This window comes from Limnohabitans sp. TEGF005 (assembly GCF_055394835.1).
This window is the reverse complement of the sequence record NZ_AP029226.1, coordinates 224,889-243,519: the sequence shown is the minus strand read 5'-3', so window position 1 is coordinate 243,519 and position 18,631 is coordinate 224,889. Positions and strand designations below refer to the sequence as shown.

Annotated in this window: 20 protein-coding genes; 12 read left to right on the top strand and 8 right to left on the bottom strand. The window is 59.3% G+C overall.

Going from position 1 to position 18,631, the window contains the following annotated elements:
• The first annotated feature begins 59 nt into the window (after positions 1–59).
• Together ACZ5RG_RS01110 and manD are read left to right on the top strand one after the other, a co-directional pair.
• On the top strand, positions 60–1,478 hold the full coding sequence (locus tag ACZ5RG_RS01110; protein ID WP_464447582.1) for a mannitol dehydrogenase family protein: 1,419 nt from the start codon (positions 60–62) through the stop codon (positions 1,476–1,478).
• Positions 1,479–1,481: 3 nt separating this feature from the next.
• Entirely contained in the window at positions 1,482–2,693 is a 1,212-nt protein-coding gene (gene manD, locus ACZ5RG_RS01105) for a D-mannonate dehydratase ManD (protein ID WP_464447581.1), read from the top strand.
• 176 nt (positions 2,694–2,869) lie between these two features.
• Here the strand turns inward: manD and ACZ5RG_RS01100 are convergent, their stop codons facing one another.
• Complete coding sequence (locus ACZ5RG_RS01100; RefSeq protein WP_312260331.1) at positions 2,870–3,388, bottom strand: MarR family winged helix-turn-helix transcriptional regulator; 519 nt, start codon at positions 3,386–3,388, stop codon at positions 2,870–2,872.
• 133 nt (positions 3,389–3,521) lie between these two features.
• Here ACZ5RG_RS01100 and badH point away from each other — a divergent pair, with 133 nt between their 5' ends.
• Genes badH through ACZ5RG_RS01055 form a run of 9 tightly spaced genes read left to right on the top strand, consistent with a single transcriptional unit; the run spans position 3,522 to position 12,717 of the window.
• The gene (gene badH, locus ACZ5RG_RS01095) at positions 3,522–4,289 is read left to right on the top strand and encodes a 2-hydroxycyclohexanecarboxyl-CoA dehydrogenase (RefSeq protein ID WP_312260330.1); all 768 of its coding nucleotides are present in this window, start codon (positions 3,522–3,524) and stop codon (positions 4,287–4,289) included.
• Positions 4,290–4,320: 31 nt separating this feature from the next.
• Positions 4,321–5,103, top strand: a complete 783-nt coding sequence (gene badI / locus ACZ5RG_RS01090) for a 2-ketocyclohexanecarboxyl-CoA hydrolase (RefSeq protein ID WP_312260329.1) — start codon at positions 4,321–4,323, stop codon at positions 5,101–5,103.
• Between the two features lie 22 nt (positions 5,104–5,125).
• The gene (gene aliB / locus ACZ5RG_RS01085) at positions 5,126–6,283 is read left to right on the top strand and encodes a cyclohexanecarboxyl-CoA dehydrogenase (protein ID WP_312260328.1); all 1,158 of its coding nucleotides are present in this window, start codon (positions 5,126–5,128) and stop codon (positions 6,281–6,283) included.
• Positions 6,284–6,328: 45 nt separating this feature from the next.
• Positions 6,329–7,978, top strand: coding sequence for a cyclohexanecarboxylate-CoA ligase (aliA, locus tag ACZ5RG_RS01080; protein WP_464447580.1), 1,650 nt, complete (start codon positions 6,329–6,331; stop codon positions 7,976–7,978).
• A gap of 43 nt (positions 7,979–8,021) precedes the next feature.
• Positions 8,022–9,005, top strand: a complete 984-nt coding sequence (locus tag ACZ5RG_RS01075) for a Bug family tripartite tricarboxylate transporter substrate binding protein (protein WP_464447579.1) — start codon at positions 8,022–8,024, stop codon at positions 9,003–9,005.
• Between the two features lie 13 nt (positions 9,006–9,018).
• A complete protein-coding gene (locus tag ACZ5RG_RS01070; protein WP_312260325.1) occupies positions 9,019–9,795 on the top strand; it encodes an enoyl-CoA hydratase in 777 nt (258 codons plus the stop codon).
• 13 nt (positions 9,796–9,808) lie between these two features.
• Positions 9,809–10,969, top strand: coding sequence for an acyl-CoA dehydrogenase family protein (locus tag ACZ5RG_RS01065; RefSeq protein ID WP_312260324.1), 1,161 nt, complete (start codon positions 9,809–9,811; stop codon positions 10,967–10,969).
• A 42-nt stretch (positions 10,970–11,011) separates the two neighbouring features.
• Positions 11,012–11,767, top strand: coding sequence for an electron transfer flavoprotein subunit beta/FixA family protein (locus tag ACZ5RG_RS01060; RefSeq protein ID WP_464447578.1), 756 nt, complete (start codon positions 11,012–11,014; stop codon positions 11,765–11,767).
• Between the two features lie 17 nt (positions 11,768–11,784).
• Positions 11,785–12,717 (top strand): electron transfer flavoprotein subunit alpha/FixB family protein, encoded by a 933-nt coding sequence (locus tag ACZ5RG_RS01055; RefSeq protein ID WP_312260322.1) that lies wholly within the window; start codon positions 11,785–11,787, stop codon positions 12,715–12,717.
• A gap of 156 nt (positions 12,718–12,873) precedes the next feature.
• On the opposite strand, the gene ACZ5RG_RS01050 is transcribed toward ACZ5RG_RS01055, so the two are convergent.
• The 3 genes from ACZ5RG_RS01050 to ACZ5RG_RS01040 all read right to left on the bottom strand — a co-directional run bounded on the left by ACZ5RG_RS01050 (position 12,874) and on the right by ACZ5RG_RS01040 (position 14,428).
• The gene (locus ACZ5RG_RS01050) at positions 12,874–13,455 is read right to left on the bottom strand and encodes a pyridoxamine 5'-phosphate oxidase family protein (protein WP_312260321.1); all 582 of its coding nucleotides are present in this window, start codon (positions 13,453–13,455) and stop codon (positions 12,874–12,876) included.
• Between the two features lie 74 nt (positions 13,456–13,529).
• Positions 13,530–13,943, bottom strand: a complete 414-nt coding sequence (locus tag ACZ5RG_RS01045) for a dihydroneopterin aldolase (protein WP_312260320.1) — start codon at positions 13,941–13,943, stop codon at positions 13,530–13,532.
• The gene (locus ACZ5RG_RS01040) at positions 13,940–14,428 is read right to left on the bottom strand and encodes a low molecular weight protein-tyrosine-phosphatase (RefSeq protein WP_312260319.1); all 489 of its coding nucleotides are present in this window, start codon (positions 14,426–14,428) and stop codon (positions 13,940–13,942) included. Before ACZ5RG_RS01040 ends, ACZ5RG_RS01045 begins: the two co-directional genes overlap by 4 nt.
• A 48-nt stretch (positions 14,429–14,476) precedes the next feature.
• On the opposite strand from ACZ5RG_RS01040, the gene ACZ5RG_RS01035 reads away from it, so the two are divergent.
• Complete coding sequence (locus ACZ5RG_RS01035; RefSeq protein ID WP_298601085.1) at positions 14,477–14,905, top strand: TIGR03643 family protein; 429 nt, start codon at positions 14,477–14,479, stop codon at positions 14,903–14,905.
• Positions 14,906–14,917: 12 nt separating this feature from the next.
• Here the strand turns inward: ACZ5RG_RS01035 and slmA are convergent, their stop codons facing one another.
• The 4 genes from slmA to rfbB form a co-directional block, all read right to left on the bottom strand.
• Complete coding sequence (gene slmA / locus ACZ5RG_RS01030; RefSeq protein ID WP_312260318.1) at positions 14,918–15,541, bottom strand: nucleoid occlusion factor SlmA; 624 nt, start codon at positions 15,539–15,541, stop codon at positions 14,918–14,920.
• Positions 15,542–15,589: 48 nt separating this feature from the next.
• Positions 15,590–16,489: an acetylglutamate kinase gene (argB, locus tag ACZ5RG_RS01025; protein WP_312260317.1), complete on the bottom strand. Its 900-nt coding sequence runs from the start codon at positions 16,487–16,489 to the stop codon at positions 15,590–15,592.
• 68 nt (positions 16,490–16,557) lie between these two features.
• Positions 16,558–17,448: a dTDP-4-dehydrorhamnose reductase gene (gene rfbD / locus ACZ5RG_RS01020; RefSeq protein WP_464447577.1), complete on the bottom strand. Its 891-nt coding sequence runs from the start codon at positions 17,446–17,448 to the stop codon at positions 16,558–16,560.
• Positions 17,445–18,545, bottom strand: a complete 1,101-nt coding sequence (rfbB, locus tag ACZ5RG_RS01015; RefSeq protein ID WP_464447576.1) for a dTDP-glucose 4,6-dehydratase — start codon at positions 18,543–18,545, stop codon at positions 17,445–17,447. Before rfbB ends, rfbD begins: the two co-directional genes overlap by 4 nt.
• Positions 18,546–18,631: the final 86 nt, after the last annotated feature.

Genomic DNA, 18,631 nt, shown 5'->3' with positions numbered 1-18,631 from the left:
CCCCAACTTATCAACTGTCACCCCGGACTTGATCCGGGGTCCATCCCCCCCCCCAATTCATGCAACTCTCAGCCCTCACCTTGGCATCGCTGCCCGCGGCCATCCAGACCCCGACGTACGACCGCACAACTGGCGCTCCGGGCGTGGTGCATTTGGGCCTAGGCGCTTTCCACCGGGCCCACCAAGCCATGGTGTTTGACCAACTGCTGGCCAGTGGCGACACGCGATGGGGCATCCACGGCGTGGGCATGACAAGACCCGACCTGGTGAACCAGCTCAAAGCGCAAGACGGCCTTTATGCGGTGCGCATCGCCGATGCGAACGGCGTGAAGTGGCAAGTGCCCGGTGCCCTGTGGCGCATGAACGTGGCCGCCACCGAACGCGATGCGGTGGTGCAAGCCATTGCAGCGCCCAGCACGCGCTGGGTCACACTTACCGTGACCGAAAAAGGCTACACCCCTGCGCTGGGCCAGTTGCTGCTGGACGGCTTGCGCCTGCGCCAACAAGCTGGCCTGCCCGGCCTCACCATCGCCTCATGCGACAACCTGCAAGGCAATGGCCACAAGCTGCAAGCCTTGGTCAAAGCCGCGATCCAAGCAAATGACACTGCACCGCAAGACGCTGAGCTGCTGCGCTGGCTCGACGCGCAATGCGCCTTTCCGTGCAGCATGGTCGACCGCATCGTGCCCGCCGCGACGCCCGAAGTGTTGGCCGCCGCACAAGAGGCACTGGGCCTGCAGGACGCCTGCGCCCTGAGCACCGAAGGGTTTTGGGAATGGGTGATCGAGGACCGGTTTGCCGACCCGCTAGATGCCACCCTGCTGCAAAGCGCGGGCGTGCGCGTGACGCGCGATGTGCACAGCTACGAAGAAGCCAAACTGCGCATGCTCAACGGCAGCCACACGGCCATGGCCTTGATGGGTGCCGTGACCGCGCGGCCCTATATTGCCAGCTGCATTGGCGCGGCACACATCCGGACATTTGTTCACAAACTGATGAGCAACGAAGTCGCGCCGCACCTGAGTCGCAGTGACTGGGCCGAGTATCGCGACGCCCTGATTGCCCGCTTTGGCAACCCGTATCTGAAGCACAGCGTGCACCAGATCGCCACCGACAACTCACAGAAAATTCCACAACGCTGGCCACCCTCGGTGCTGGGGCAAATCGCCAAGGGCGCTTCGTTTGACCACCACGCACTGGCAGCAGCGGTGTTTGTGCGCTACACATTGGGTGTAGACGAAAGCGGCCAGAACTATGTTCTGAACGACCCGCAAGCCGCAAGCCTGAGCGCCCTGGGTGCCGCCCAGCGCAGCGAAAGTGCCGCGTGCGTTCGCGCCTTGCTGGCCCGAGAAGACCTGTGGGGCAGCGCCCTGCCGAACAACTCCGCATGGATCAACCGCGTCATGCACTGGCACCAGCAAGTCCTGCAAAACGGTGTGGACCTCGCCATCCAGCAACTGCTCTCTCTTGAGGTCTGAGCCATGAAAATCACCGCCGCCCGCGTCATTGTCTGCAGCCCAGGCCGCAACTTCGTCACCCTCAAAATCGAAACCGACCAAGGCGTCACCGGCATTGGCGATGCCACGCTCAATGGCCGCGAACTGGCCGTGGTCAGCTACCTCGAAGACCACCTGATTCCCTGCCTGATCGGGCGTGACCCGCAGCAGATCGAGGACATCTGGCAATACCTTTACAAGGGCGCCTACTGGCGGCGTGGCCCGGTGACCATGAGCGCGATTGCCGCGGTAGACACGGCGCTGTGGGACATCAAGGCCAAGATGGCGAACATGCCGCTGTACCAGCTGCTGGGCGGGCGCAGCCGCACCGGGGTGATGGTCTATGGCCACGCCAACGGCCGCGACACGGCTGAGACAGTCGATGAGGTTTTGCGCCACAAAGAAGAAGGCTACTTGGCCATCCGCGCCCAAAGCGGCGTGCCGGGCCTGAACAAGGTTTATGGCGTCAGCGGTGCCAATCGAATGTACGAGCCTGCCGACGGCAACCTGCCCAGTGAGCACGACTGGAGCACCGAAAAGTATTTGCGCCACACGCCCGGCCTGTTTGAAGCCGTGCGCGAAGCCGTGGGCCCCGACATCCATTTGCTGCACGACGTACACCACCGGCTGACCCCGATTGAAGCAGGCCAGCTGGGCAAAGCGCTGGAGCCCGTGCGCATGTTCTGGATGGAAGACCCGACGCCTGCCGAAAACCAGGACGCGTTTCAGTGGATACGCCACCACACCACCACGCCGATTGCGGTGGGCGAGATTTTCAACAGCATCTGGGACTGCAAGACGCTGATCGAAAAACAACTGATCGACTACATCCGCACCACCGTGGTCCACGCTGGCGGCATCACCCACCTGCGGCGCATTGCCGACCTGGCCAGCCTCTACCAAGTGCGCACCGGCTGCCATGGTGCGACCGACCTGTCGCCCGTTTGCATGGGCGCTGCCCTGCACTTTGACACCTGGGTGCCCAACTTTGGCGTGCAAGAGTACATGCCGCACAGCGAAGAAATGCTGTCGGTCTTTCCGCACGACTGGCGCTTTGAGCGCGGCATGATGTACTGCGGCGAATCACCCGGCCACGGCGTGGACATTGACGAAAAGCTGGCAGCCAAGTACCCGTATCAAAGGGCCTATCTGCCGGTAAACCGGCTGCAGCACGATGGGACGTTGTGGAACTGGTGAGGTGCGTTGATCGTGCGTGGGCTGCTTTGCAGCGGTAGCAGTCGACCACAAAAAGCAGCTGACCTTCTGCTACCGGCCATAAGCAGTCATCAAAAGCAAATCGATCAATGTCCGTTTTCTGAATCCACACTGCCAAACGCCCCCATCAAATGAAGGTCAACAAGACCATCAAATGATCATTGTTCATGCACACCATGGTGACCATCGTCTTCTTCCGATTCAGGAATTTTTTGGTCAATCTTTTCCATGTTATCCAGTAGCTTCAAAAAGTAATGAAGCGTGTGGGCCATGTCGCCCATCGAGAAATCCTGCAGAGCCTGCTCGTAGTAGGCCTTGATTTTTGGTTGGGCCAGATCCATCCAGACATGCCGTCCTGACTCTGTCATCACGATCAACCGCGAACGGCGATCACGCCCGTCGGTGCTCATTTCAATGTGGCCATCTCGAGTCATCCGGGTGATCAAGCCAGACAAATTTTGTCGGCTGACCATCAGATAACGCGCCAACTCCCCAACTCCCATCCCCTGCGCCGCTTCGGGCCGTGACAGCGCCCCCAGCACCGCCCATTGCTGCGTGGTCAGGCCTTCGTCCTGCACCGCACGGCTACCCGTTTTGTGCAACATATTGGCACATTGGTAGAGCTTAAAGAAAATCCTGTTGGCTAGTTCCATGCGAGCATCTTTTGCTTGTGACATAGGGTAAACGATAGGTTATTGAACACGGAAAAGACTTGAAGCGGAATATGTGAAAACCCCATAATAAGACAACATGTTGACATATGTTCGATATCTAGAAATTTCCAAACCATTTCAAATCACGGAGAAAGACATGAAAGACCTCAAAGGCAAAACAGCGATTGTGACCGGTGGCGGCGGCGGTATTGGTGGGGCCACCAGCCGCCGCTTTGCCGAAGAAGGTGCCCAAGTTGCGGTGTTCGACATGAACCTGGAAGCCGCCCAGAAAGTAGCCGACGGCATCGTGGCCGCTGGTGGCAAGGCTCAGGCTTTTGCTTGCAACATCACCGACCGTGCCCAGGTCGATGCGGCCGTGGCGGCTGCTGAGGCTCAGCTCGGACCCATCGATATCCTGGTCAACAACGCCGGTTGGGACATCTTCAAACCCTTCACCAAAACCGTGCCCGCCGAGTGGGACAAACTGATCGCTATCAACCTCACAGGCGCTTTGCACATGCACCACGCTGTGCTGCCCGGCATGGTGGCCCGCGGCGGTGGCCGTATCGTCAACATCGCATCGGACGCAGCCCGTGGCGGCTCTTCGGGTGAAGCCGTTTACGCCGCTTGCAAGGGCGGCTTGGTTGCCTTGTCCAAGACACTGGCACGCGAACACGCCCGCCACAACATCACCGTCAACGTGGTTTGCCCTGGCCCAACCGACACCGCCTTGCTCGCAGGCTTTGCCGAAGGTGCAGCCAACCCCGAAAAACTCATGGACGCCTTCAAGAAGGCTATCCCCCTTGGCCGCATTGGTCAGCCTGATGACTTGGCCGGTGCCATCGTTTTCCTGAGCAGTAGCGACGCTTCCTTCATCACTGGACAGGTCATCAGCGTGTCTGGTGGCTTGACCATGCACGGCTGATCGGCCACCCCGAAACCTCTTGGAGAACCACATGCAATTCGAAGACATCCTGTACGAAAACCGCAACGGCGTGGCCTGGATCACGATCAACCGCCCCGAGAAAATGAACGCCTTTCGCGGCACCACCTGCGACGAGATCATCAAAGCCCTGAACAAGGCCGGTTACGACCGCGACATCGGCTGCATCGTGCTCGCCGGTGCTGGTGACCGTGCTTTCTGCACGGGCGGCGACCAGTCGGCCCACGATGGCAACTATGACGGTCGGGGCACCATCGGCCTGCCGATGGAAGAGCTGCACACCGCCATCCGCGACGTGCCCAAGCCTGTGATCGCCCGCGTGCAGGGTTTTGCGATTGGCGGCGGCAATGTGTTGTGCACCATCTGCGACCTGACCATCTGCTCGGACAAAGCCATCTTCGGCCAGGTCGGCCCCAAGATGGGTTCGGTCGATCCTGGCTACGGCACAGCCTTTTTGGCCCGTGTGGTCGGCGAGAAAAAAGCGCGCGAGATCTGGTACCTCAACAAACGCTACTCCGGCCAGGAAGCCGTGGACATGGGTCTGGCCAACATCTGCGTGCCACACGAGCAGCTCGACGCCACCGTGCAGGAGTGGGCCGAAACCATTTGCGAGCGCAGCCCTACAGCCATTGCCATTGCCAAGCGCAGCTTCAACATGGACACCGCCCACCAGTCGGGCATCGCGGGCATGGGCATGTACGCGCTCAAGCTGTACTACGACACCGAAGAGTCGCGCGAAGGCGTGAAGGCTTTGCAGGAAAAGCGCAAGCCCGACTTCCGCAAGTACGCCAAGTAAACACACAGACAGAGGACGTCAGATGAATCCCAATCCCTACATCAACGAAGACCTGCAGGCACTGGCCGAAACCGTTCGCCGCTTTGCCGATGAAAAAATCAAACCCGGTTTTCTGGAGCGCGACAAAACGCGTGAGTTTGACCTCGCCTTGCTTCGCGAGATGGGCGATTTGGGTTTCATCTGCCCCGAAGTGCCCGAGGAGTTCGGCGGCTTGGGCATGGGCTGTGTGGCCGCAGGCGTGATCCATGAGGAAATCGCCCGTGCCGACCTGAGCTTTTCTTACCTGAATCTGTTGGCATCACTGAACAGCCAGATCCTCTACAAGTACGGCAAACCCGAAGTGGTGCGCCCTTGGCTCGACAAAATCCGGGAGGGTCGCGCCATCTGTGCCATCGCCCTGACCGAGCCGAGAGGCGGATCAGACGCGGCCAACTTGCGTTTGCGGGTGGAGCGTGATGGTGACTTTTATGTCATCAACGGCGAAAAGACTTCGATCTCGGCGGCTGATCAAGCCGACATCACCGTCGTATTTGGCCGCACCGGCACACCCGAGTCGGGCGCCCATGGCGTCACCGCCTTGCTGGTGCCCATGGACACGCCTGGGCTGACCACCAGCCGCTTTGACTGCCACGGTCAGCGCTCCATCGGTCGCGGCTCCATCTTCTTTGAAAACGTTCGCATACCCGTCAGCCACCGCTTGGGCGACGAGAACAAAGGCTTTGTCCAAGTCATGCACGGCTTTGACTATTCGCGCTCTCTGATCGGACTGCAATGCCTAGCCGTAGCACGCGTGGCGCTCGAGGAAACCTGGGAGTACATCACCCAACGCCAGGCCTTTGGCCAGCCCTTGTCGGCTTTCCAAGGTGTCACTCACCCCTTGGCCCAATACGACACCGAGGTCGAAGGCGCACGCTTGGTCTGCTTGCAAGGCCTGTGGCTCAAAGACCAAGGCCTGCCGCACTCCGCCGAAGCGGGCATGGCCAAGTGGTGGGGACCCAAACTTGCCTATGACGTGATCCACCAATGCCTGCTCTGCTTCGGTCATGGTGGTTATGACCGAGGCCTGATGGAGCAACGCATGCGCGATGTGCTGGGCTTCCAGATCGGTGACGGGACCGCACAGATCATGAAAACCATCATCGCGCGTACCCGTGCAGGCCGCAAGAACGTGCCCGCCTGACATTTTGATCAACAAGAAAAACATTCAATCTCAAAGTAGACAACCATGGAATTCGATGCCGTATTACTGCCCGCACGCCGTGACGCCATGATCGAGCAAGGACTGTGGCATGACCGCACCATCAACCAAGATCTGGACGCTTGCGTCGCCGCTTGTCCCGACAAACTGGCACTGACTGCCTACCGTGTTGAAGCCGATGACGTGCGCCGATTCACCTACCGTGAACTGGCGCAGATGACCGACCGTGTGGCCGTGGGCCTGACCCGCCTGGGCGTGCAAAAAAACGACATCGTGGCCTGTCAGTTGCCCAACTGGTGGCAGTTCACGGTGACCTATCTGGCGTGTTCGCGCATCGGTGCGGTCATCAACCCACTGATGCACATCTTCCGTGAGCGTGAATTGAATTTCATGCTCAAGCATGGCGAGGCTAAGGTCATCATCACACCTAAGACGTTTCGGGGTTTTGACTTCGAGCAGATGATCACCGCGATCCAGCCTAGCCTGCCGCATCTGCAGCATGTGGTGGTGATCGATGGCCATGGCCCCAACAGCTTCGAAGCCTTGCTGAGCGGCCCAACCTGGGAAAACGAGCCCGATGCTGCAAGCATCCTGAGTGCGCACCGCCCTGGCCCGGACGACATCACCCAACTCATCTACACCTCAGGCACCACCGGCGAACCCAAGGGCGTGATGCACTCGGCCAACACCGTGATGGCCAACATCATTCCTTATGCCAAGCGCCTGCAGCTTGATGCCGAAGACGTGGTGCTGATGGCCTCGCCCATGGCACACCAAACCGGCTTCATGTACGGCCTGATGATGCCCATCATGCTCAAAGCCAGTGCGGTTTTGCAGGACATCTGGGAGCCCAAGAAGGCGGTCGAGGTGATCAACGCCGAAAAAGCCAGCTTCACGATGGCTTCCACGCCGTTTCTAACCGACTTGACCCGCGTGGTGACAGAAAACAAAACACCGGTGTCCAGCCTCAAGACTTTCTTGTGTGCTGGCGCCCCGATACCTGGCCCACTGGTCGAGCAAGCACGCGCCGCGTTGGGCACCAAAATCGTGTCGGCTTGGGGCATGAGTGAAAACGGGGCCGTCACACTGATACGGCTCGATGATGCCGATGAGCGCGCCTTCAACACCGATGGTCTGCCCCTGCCCGGGGTTGAGCTCAAGGTGGTGGAAGCCGACGCCTCGGGTCCTGCACTGCCTGCAGGCACGCAAGGCAAGTTGTATCTGCGTGCCTGCTCCAACTTTGGCGGATACCTCAAGCGACAGCACCTCAACGGCACCGACGCCGAAGGCTGGTTTGACACAGGCGATCTGGCCCGTATCGACCAGCAAGGCTACGTGCGCATCACCGGGCGCAGCAAGGACGTGATCATCCGAGGCGGCGAAAACATCCCAGTGGTCGAGATCGAGTCGCTGCTCTACAAGCACCCTGCAGTGGCCTTGGTCGCCATCGTGGCCTATCCCGACGAACGCCTAGGCGAACGGGCCTGCGCCGTGGTGGTGCCCAAGCCCGGTCAAACCTTCGACATGCCCACCCTGGTCGCTTACCTCAAAGAGCAGAAGGTTGCGATTCAGTACATCCCTGAACGCCTCGAAGTTCGGCAAAGCATGCCGTCCACGCCATCCGGAAAGATCCAGAAATTCAAGCTGCGCGAGGATTTGCGCGACGGTGCAGCTTAAGACAAAGCGCTCAACTTTCAACCACCCCATCAGGAGACAAACCATGACATCCACACCACGTTTTCAACTGCGTCGCACTTTGGCGGTCGCAGTTCTTTCACTTCTTGGGATTTGCGCCAGCGGCATCAGCCATGCACAAAGCTGGCCCAGCAAGCCCATTCGTATCGTTGTGGGATTCGCTCCCGGTGGAACCACCGATGCCATGGCGCGCATGGTTGCTCAGAGCTTGACCGAGAGTCTGGGCCAGTCCGTGGTCATTGATAACAAGCCCGGTGCCAGCGGCAACATTGCTGCATCAGAAGTGGCCCGTGCAACTCCAGATGGCCATACCCTGTTCATCTCCCCTACATCGGTTGAGACCGTCAATCCTCACCTTATCAAGTCCACTTTGCTGCCTTCGCGCGACCTCACGCCGGTCAGTGGCATTGGCAAGTCCCAAATGTATTTGGTGACCAAGCCTCAAAGCACTGCTAAGGATGTGCGTGAGCTGGTCGCACAAGCCAAATCCGGAAAAATGTCCTACGCATCCGCAGGTGCTGGCACCCCACCCCACTTGGCTTGCGAGCTCTTCAAACAAGCCACTGGCACCAACATCCTTCACGTGCCTTACAAAGGTGCTGCTCCAGCCTTGCAGGATGTACTGGCAGGGCAAGCCGACATGGTTTGCGACCCCGGTATTGCCTTCCCGCACATCCGCACCGGCAAGGTCAAGCTGCTGGCGGTGGTGAGTGAGAAGCGCTCCCCATTTTTCCCTGATGTACCCACCGTGGCCGAGCAGGGTTTCAAAGGAGCCAATTTGGACATTTGGTTTGGCATGTGGGCGCCCAATGGCACACCCGCTGAAGTTATTGCCCGTTTGAATCGTGAAGTTGTCAAAGCTTTGGCTTCGCCCACGCTGAAGGCCCGCTACGCCGATTTGGGCGGCGAAAACGTGGCGCTGGACACGGCTGAATTCAAGGCATTGCTGGCCAACGAAGGCAAAGTCTTGGGTGCCTTGATCCGCGATCAAAAGATCTCTGTCGAGTAAGCGGGAGCAAGCGATGTCCGAGTCCCCCATCCTGAGCAACCGGCAAGGCCGTGTCGGCGTCATCACCCTGAACCGGCCCGCCCAACTCAATGCATTGAACGATGCATTGATGGACGCGCTAGGACAGGCACTGATCAGCTTGGATGCTGACCCGGACATCGGCGCCATCGTCATCACCGGCAGCGACAAGGCTTTTGCCGCCGGTGCCGACATCGCCGTCATGGCGGACTGGAGCTACATGGATGTGTTCCAAAGTGGATTCATCACCCGCAACTGGGAAACCATCCGTCAAGTACGTAAGCCGGTGATTGCGGCTGTGGCGGGCTACGCCATGGGCGGCGGCTGCGAGTTGGCTCTGGCATGCGACATCGTGATCGCGGCCGAGTCGGCCCAGTTTGCACTGCCCGAGATCAAGCTGGCGATGCTACCCGGTGCCGGTGGCACCCAACGCCTGCCCCGCGCCATCGGCAAGGCCAAGGCCATGGACATGTGCCTGTCGGCCCGTATGCTGAACGCCGAAGAGGCCGACCGCTACGGCCTGGTATCGCGTGTGGTACCCGATGCCGAGTTGCAGGCCGTGACGCTGAAACTGGCCACACAGATTGCGGGTTACTCGCTGCCCGCGCTGATGGCCATCAAGGAATCGGTCAACCGCGCCCACGAGGCCAGCCTGAGCGAGGGCATCCTGTTCGAGCGCCGTGCACTGCATGCCCGGTTTGCCAGCGCCGACGCCCATGAAGGCATGCATGCTTTTTTAGACAAGCGTAAACCTGTTTTTCAGCACCGTTAACTCACCATCCACCATGGCTCTCGACACCGAATCCTTTGAACTCCTGCTGCCCACCCTCCAGCGCTTCATCCGCGAGCGCCTGATCCCGGCCGAAAACCACCTCGAAGAGCACGACGACGTGCCACTGGACATCGTTCAGGACATGAAGGACATGGGCCTGTTTGGTCTGACCGTGCCCGAGGAATTTGGTGGCATCGGTCTGTCGGTCCGTCAAGAGGTCCTGGTCAACTACGAGCTCGGCTGCACCGCGCCCGCCTTCCGCTCGGTCTTTGGCACGAACATCGGCATCGGCTCGCAAGGCATCCTGATGGACGGCACGCCCGAGCAAAAAGCCGCCTACCTGCCCCGCGTGGCCAGCGGCGAACTGATCATGTCCTTCGCTCTGACCGAACCCGATGTCGGTACCGACGCCGCCTCGCTCAAGACCCGCGCCGAACTTGACGGCGATCACTATGTGCTGAGCGGCACCAAGCGCTACATCACCAACGCGCCGCGTGCCGGTGCCTTCACCCTGATGGCGCGCACCGGCGGTCCTGGCGCCAGTGGCGTGTCGGCCTTCATCGTGCCGGCCGATCTGCCAGGCATCAAGCTGGGCAAGCCCGACAAGAAAATGGGCCAACGCGGCACCAAGACCTGCGACGTGATTCTGGAAAATGTGCGCGTGCCCGCCGCCAACATCATCGGCGGCGTGCCCGGCCAGGGTTTCAAGACCGCCATGAAAGTGCTTGACCGTGGACGCCTGAACATCTCGGCCGTCTCCTGCGGACTGGCCTCGCGCATCCTGGATGAAGCCCGCACCTACGCCCGCGACCGCAAACAGTTTGGCAAACCAATTGGCGAGTTCCAGCTGATCCAGGCCATGCTGGCTGACAGCCAAGCCGAGCTGCTGGCGGGTTGGTCGCTGGTCAAGGACGTGGCTGCACGCTTTGACCTCAAGCCGCCGCATGTGTCCAACCCTGAAATTTCCATGCAGGTGTCCTGCGCCAAATTGTTCTCTACCGAGATGGTGGGCCGCGTGGCCGACCGCGGCGTGCAGATCCACGGCGGTGCGGGTTACATGAACGAATACGCGGTGGAGCGCTTTTACCGCGACGCACGCTTGTTGCGCCTGTACGAAGGCACCACGCAGGTCCAACAAATCATCATCGGCCGCGAACTGTTGCGCACAGCCTGAAAGCTGTAGCTCTTCAGACCCCACATCCATTGGAGTTAAGTCATGAAAATTCTCGTTCCCGTCAAGCGGGTGGTGGACTACAACGTCAAGGTCCGTGTCAAGTCCGATGGTTCGGGTGTGGACATCGCCAACGTCAAGATGAGCATGAACCCCTTTGACGAAATCGCCGTCGAAGAAGCCGTGCGCCTGAAAGAAAAAGGTTTTGCCACCGAAGTCATCGCTGTCTCCTGTGGTGTGGCCCAGTGCCAGGAGACCCTGCGCACCGCCATGGCCATCGGTGCCGACCGCGGCATTTTGGTCGAGACCCCCGCTGACTTGGACTTGCAGCCTTTGGCCGTGGCCAAGCTGCTCAAGGCCCTGGTGGACAAAGAGCAACCCGGTCTGATCATCTTGGGCAAACAAGCCATTGACGATGACTGCAATCAGACCGGCCAGATGTTGGCCGCTTTGGCCGATCTGCCCCAAGCCACTTTTGCCTCCAAGGTCGAAATCGTGGACGGCAAGGCCCATGTGACCCGCGAGATCGACGGCGGTCTGGAAACCCTGGCCATCAATTTGCCTGCGGTGGTGACCACCGACCTGCGTCTGAACGAGCCACGCTACGTGACCTTGCCCAACATCATGAAGGCCAAGAAAAAACAGCTCGACACCTTCAAGCCAGAAGACCTGGGCGTCGATGTGGCCCCCCGCATCAAGACCCTGAAAGTGGCAGAGCCTGCCAAGCGCAGCGCCGGCATCAAGGTGCCCGATGTCGCCACGCTGGTGGACAAGCTCAAAAACGTGGCCAAGGTCATCTGACCATCCAAGGAAATCTCATGACTTCTCTCGTTATTGCCGAACACGACAACGCCTCCATCAAAGGCGCAACCCTCAACACCGTGACCGCTGCCGCTGCATGCGGTGGCGATGTGCACGTGCTGGTGGCTGGCCACAACGCCGCCGCCGCTGCACAAGCCGCCGCCCAAATCGCCGGTGTGTCCAAAGTGATCCACGCCGACAGCGACGCGCTGGCCCACGGTCTGGCCGAAAACGTCGCAGCACAAGTGCTGGCGATTGCTGCCCACTACAGCCACATCCTGTTCCCTGCCACCGCTGCGGGCAAAAACGTCGCGCCCCGCGTGGCCGCCAAACTGGATGTGGGTCAAATCAGCGACGTCACGCAAGTGTTCTCTGCCGACACCTTCGAGCGCCCCATTTATGCCGGCAACGCCATGGCCACCGTGCAAAGCACCGATGCGACCAAAGTCATCACCGTGCGCACCACCGGCTTTGACGCCGCAGCCGCCACGGGTGGCAGCGCCGCTATGGAAAACGCAGCCGCCCAAGCCGACAGCGGCAAGAGCAGCTTCACCCGCAGCGAAATCGCCAAGAACGACCGCCCAGAACTCACCGCCGCCAAGATCATCGTGTCGGGTGGCCGCGCTTTGGGCAGCTCAGAAAAGTTCAACGAAGTGATGACGCCCTTGGCCGACAAGCTGGGCGCGGCCATTGGTGCGAGCCGCGCTGCGGTCGATGCTGGTTACGCCGCCAACGACTTGCAAGTGGGCCAGACCGGCAAGATCGTGGCACCTCAGCTGTATGTCGCTTGCGGCATCTCGGGTGCGATCCAGCACTTGGCGGGCATGAAGGATTCGAAGGTGATCGTGGCGATCAACAAGGACCCCGAAGCGCCCATCTTCAGCGTGGCGGACTTTGGCCTTGAAGCCGATTTGTTCGCGGCTGTGCCTGAATTCGCGGAGCAGGTCTAAACCACGACGAAAGCGGTCATTGGCTATCTAACGATGAACTTCTACTGTGAGTAGGCTGCTGCCAGTCGGCAGGATTTTTGAAGGTCTGCTTTCAGCCTCTAGCGGCCAACCACCCCACGCGCTGCGATGTCCAAACAACCCCAGCACCAAGCCGATTCATGGCACCAACCACTCCGATAAGCCAGCGGGCGTGAGTCTGGCCCTGCGATGTCCGTCTGGGCTCAATGCCAACCAGTCCATCGAGGACACTTTGAAGTTCAAGATCGCCAAATGATGCTCACGCAGAGAGTCTTCGGGGGTTTCGGCCACGGGTTCGCTGGCAGATTGGATGTGACCGGGTGGCAAGGCACTCAAATAATCGGCAGAAGCGCGTGATTGCCGCATACGCTCCCAGGCGGCATTGACTTGCTCGCCTTCAAAGTCAACCGTTGCCAGCGCAGATACACGCAACTGCCAATTGAGGCGCTTGCTCCAAAAGGTCAGTTGCGCCAACGGTTGCGCCACAAGCTCTGAACATTTCGGAGAGCGCGCATCGGTGTAGACACGCAAGGTCCACAAGGGTGCATCGGCATGCCGGAGCACGACAGTCCGCGCTTGAGGGCCGCTGTGGTCGAGTCCCTGTGTGGCCAAAGTGGGCGTACGCCAATCGTGGTGCCGGTCATGTGGTGCACGCGTCAGTTCTTGCCACAAACGCACAGCCAAATGGTCGGGAGTTACTTCTAAGTTGTCTTGCGGCATAAAAAATATAAGTCGACGTTGGAGGTCGCGGGAGCAAGCCAGCCAGCCAGCCAGCACAACTTGATCAGATGCGTCTAAACGTTGGGCCGGGTTCGTTCGGGTCGCAGTGCATCGGTTGCAATTTCATCAAGCGACAGGCGAACGCCCAGCGATCCGTTGCCCGATCGCACGGGTGATTTTTTCAGGCTGATCTCCATGTGCTTGATGGCTGGGTATGCCGCACATACACTTGCAATGCGCGTGATGAGCCGCTCCTGCGTTTCATAGTGACCGTCTGCTGCGAGTCGGTCGATTTCTAGCACCAGCGGGTCGTAGTCGAATACATGCGCCATGCCATCTTGGGAAATGACCACTTGATTGACCGCAATCCCAAGTGTCAAATCGAGCAGATGGACATCTGGCCGGGTGTCGTTGGCACCATAAGTTCCGATGTCTGTTTTGAGGTGTAGATCTCTCAACTCAATGACCGCTGAGCTCGTGGGCTTCATGACTGGACCTTTTGAATGATGAATTTCATAAGGCCTTCGCTGGCTTCTTCGATCAAATCCAATACATGTTCAAACCCCTGCGCCCCACCGTAGTAGGGATCAGGTATGACCGATGCCTGTGTTGTTTGTAAAAATTCAGCCAAACCTCGGATCTTGTGAAGATGCAGTGCTGGGCATCGTTCCTCCAAGAGCGCACGGTTGTCCCAATCCATCGTCAAAAGCAAATCAAACTCTTCAAAGTCACTTTCAACAACCGATCTCGCCCTCAAGTTGGACAGGTCATAACCTCTTTTGAGCGCATGCGTCTGGCTGCGTTCATCGGGTGGCGCATTGGGATGGAAGTTGTGCGTTCCTGCTGAATCAATTTTGATCTTGTGCAAGAGGTCTCGATCAGACAGTCTCTTGAAAAAAACAGCTTCTGCTGTGGGGCTTCGACAGATATTGCCCATGCAGACAAACAGAATTTTGAAATCAGCTTCGTTCATTTCTTGCTTTGTGTAGTGGCTGCCGTCTGCATTCGATCAATACAGCTTATGGCAAGCGACCACAACGTGACCTTCAGTTCGGTGCTTTACCCCAATCAACACTGGGGCATTGGTGTTTGCAGGCACACTGCCTGCAAAGTTACACACCCCGTGTTTTTAAAAAACGTTTTTTCATCATGGAGCATCGCCGTGGAGACCAAATTCTCTCAACGACTTTCAAGCCTTTCCGATGGGGATATTTCGGCCATTATTCAGATGGCTTGGGAAGATCGGACGGCCTTTGAGACCATTCAGGAGCGCATGGGATGGTCAGAAGCGGATGTCATTCGCCTCATGCGGCACGAGCTTCAGCCCAACTCTTTTCGGTTGTGGCGCAAGCGCATGAAAGGGCGAACAACCAAGCATCGGGCCCTGAGAAGCCCGGAAATGAACTTCGATGACCGCTTGGTGGCAGATCATCGACGGGCTAATTGTTGAGGCAAGGCGCTTTCACAACATTTTGGTCAGCGCTGCCTGCAGGTGCTCAGAGGGCAAGCGTTTGAAGCCCGAACGCGCAAAGCGCTGCAAACGCCCTTGCATGAAAGCCACCAGCAAAGAGGCGGCAACTTGTGCATCGGCTGTCGGCGTGGGCGAATCACTGGTTTTAAGCGATTGACGCAACTGCGCTTCGATCTTGTCAAACAGCAGGTTGATGCGCTCTTGCAAGCGCTCATGCTCCAGCACCAGGGCATCGCCAATCATCACGCGGCTCATGCCCGGGTTTTTTTCGGCAAACTGCAACAACAAGGCCACGATGCGGCTCGCTTGCACAGGGCCTGCGGGCTCGCGATCTGTCACCTGCCGAATCAGGCCGATCACCGACTGGTCGACAAAATCAATCAGGCCCTCGAACATCTGCGCTTTGCTGGCAAAGTGCCGGTACAAAGCCGCTTCGCTCACGCCGATCTTGGCGGCCAGGCTGGCCGTGGTCACGCGTTCGGCTCCGGGTTGCTCCAGCATGGATGCCAGCGTTTGCAAAATCTGCAAGCGCCTCTCGCCCGGACGTGGGCGCTTGCGTGCAGGCGTGACGTCCTCGTCTAAAAAACGCTCACTGACTGTTTCTTGGTCGGCCATGTCTCTCCCTCTTTTTTAATTCTGATCGTGCTGCCGCACGAGTCGCCCTCAACGGCTGCGGATCATGGTGCCGAAGGCTTGCTCAGACAGCACCTCCAGCAGCATGGCATGGGGCACACGTCCGTCGATGATGTGGACCGCATTCACACCGCTCTTGGCGGCATCGAGCGCGCCCGCGATCTTGGGGATCATGCCGCCGCTGATGGTGCCGTCGGCGCACAACTCGTCGATGCGGCTGGGCGTCAGTTCGGTCAACAGTTCACCCTGCTTGTCCAGCACGCCTCGGATGTTGGTGAGCATGAGCAACTTTTCGGCTTGCAGCACGGTGGCCAGCTTGGCGGCCACCACATCGGCGTTGATGTTGTAGCTTTCGTTGTTGGCACCAAAACCGATGGGGCTGACCACGGGAATGAAAGCGTCGTCTTGCAAGCAAGTGAGGATTGAGGGGTCGATGCTTTCGATCTCGCCGACCTGACCCACATCGTGTTCTTTGGTCGGATCTTGGCTGTCCACCAAGCGCAGTTTTTTGGCGCGGATCAAGCCACCGTCACGGCCTGTCAGGCCCACGGCCTTGCCGCCTGCGCGGTTGATCATGCCCACGATGTCTTGCTGCACCTCGCCGCCCAAGACCCATTCGACCACTTCCATGGTCTCGGCATCGGTCACGCGCATGCCTTGAATGAACTCGCCTTTTTTACCCAAGCGCTTCAAGGCCGTTTCAATTTGCGGGCCACCGCCGTGCACCACCACCGGGTTCATGCCCACCAGCTTGAGCAGCACCACGTCTTCGGCAAATGCTTGCTGCAAAGCCGGGTCGGTCATGGCATTGCCGCCATATTTGATGACCAGCGTTTTGCCGTGGAACTTGCGGATGTAAGGCATGGCCTGCGCCAGGATCTGGGCTTGGTCATGCGGGGCAACAGTGGGGGCAACAGTGTGGTCGGTCATGGTGCGTAACGAAGTTTCAAAAGAGAGGTTCAACAGTCCAAAGGATTGTGCCGCAAGCCCGTGACGATTCAGAGTATCTCGGCCAGCATGCGGTCAACGCCTTGCTGCCAAGGGGGCAGCACCAAGCCAAAGGCATGTTGCAGTTTGTGGGTGTTCAAACGTGAGTTCAATGGGCGCTTGGCGGGTGTGGGGAAAGCCGTGGTGGGCACGGGTGCGATCTCACTGACTTTCAAACCGCCTCCGGGTTGAAGCTGCCGGGCTTGCGCGATCACATGACTGGCGTAGCCGTGCCATGTGGTTTCGCCAGCGGCCACCAAATGGTAAATACCCGCCAGCGCGGGCTGCTGGAGGGCGCTACGGATCGCGTGTGCCGTCACATCGGCAATCAAATCAGCGCCTGTGGGGGCACCGTGTTGGTCGTCGATCACCGTCAGGCGTTCGCGTTCACCGGCCAGGCGCAACATGGTTTTGGCAAAGTTACCGCCCCGCGCGGCATAGACCCAGCTGGTGCGAAAAATCAAATGCTTGCAGCCACTGGCGACGATGACCTGCTCGCCCTCCAGCTTGGTCTGGCCATACACGCTCAGCGGGCCGGTGGTGTCGCCTTCTTGCCAGGGCTGATCGCCCCGACCATTGAACACATAGTCGGTCGAGTAATGCACCAGCCAGGCACCGACTTGGGCAGCCGCTTGCGCCAGTGCGGCGGGCGCGGTGGCATTGAGGCATCTGACCAGTTCAGGTTCGCCCTCGGCTTTGTCCACCGCGGTGTGGGCCGCCGCATTGACGATCACATCGGGGCGGTAAGCCAAAACAGTTTGAGCCAAGCGCTCTGGCTGGCTCAAATCGCCGCAGAAATCGGTGCTGTGTCGGTCCAGCGCCAGCACCTCGCCCAGCGGGGCCAGGCTGCGTTGCAGCTCCCAGCCGACTTGGCCGTTTTTGCCCAACAGCAAGATTTTCATGAGGCGCTGTATTGTTTTTGCACCCACTCGCGGTAGGCCCCGCTTTGCACATGGGCCACCCAATCGGGGTTGGCCAGGTACCACTCCACCGTCTTGCGGATGCCGGTCTCAAAGGTCTCGGCAGGCTTCCAGCCCAACTCGGCTTCGAGCTTGCGGGCATCAATGGCGTAGCGGCGGTCATGGCCCGGGCGGTCGGTGACGTAGGTGATCTGGCTGGCGTAGCTGCCATCGGCCTTCGGGCGCATTTCGTCGAGCAGCTTGCAGATGGTTTGCACGATCTCGATATTGGGCTTTTCGTTCCAACCGCCCACGTTATAAACCTCGCCCAAGCGCCCGGCTTCGAGCACCCTGCGGATCGCGCTGCAGTGGTCTTGGACGTAAAGCCAGTCGCGAATTTGCATGCCGTCGCCATACACCGGCAAGGGCTTGCCTGCCAGGGCATTGACGATCATCAGCGGAATGAGTTTTTCTGGAAAGTGATACGGGCCGTAGTTGTTGCTGCAGTTGGTGGTGAGCACCGGCAGGCCGTAGGTGTGGTGCCAGGCGCGGACCAAATGGTCGGATGCGGCTTTGCTTGCGCTGTACGGGCTGTTGGGCTCGTAGCGGTGCGTTTCGGCAAAGGCGGGATCGCCTTTGGTCAGCGAGCCATACACCTCGTCGGTAGAGACGTGCAAAAAGCGAAATGCCGTTTGTGTCAGCGCTTTGTCATCCCCGCGAACGAGGGGATCCATCTCCCCTTTGGGCAAAGCCTGCCAATACCCACGCACCGACTCGAGCAACTTGAAGGTGCCCACGATGTTGGTCTCGATGAACTCGCCCGGGCCATGGATGGAGCGGTCCACATGGCTTTCGGCGGCAAAGTTGACAACGGCGCGGGGCCGGTGCTCGGCCAGCAAGCGGCTGACCAAGGCCGCATCGCCAATGTCGCCTTGTACCAACTGGTGGCGGGCATCGCCTTGCAGGCTGGCCAGGGTTTCGGGGTTGCCCGCGTAGGTGAGCTTGTCGAGGTTGATCACAGGCTCATCGCATGCGGCCAGCCAGTCAAGGACAAAGTTGGCACCAATGAAGCCGGCACCGCCGGTGACGAGAATGGTCATGAGGATGAGGAAAAGTGGGCACTACGGGACGTTGCGCCTCAATTTCGTGATTTTAGAAGCATTGCACAGGCACGCAGGTTAAAGTG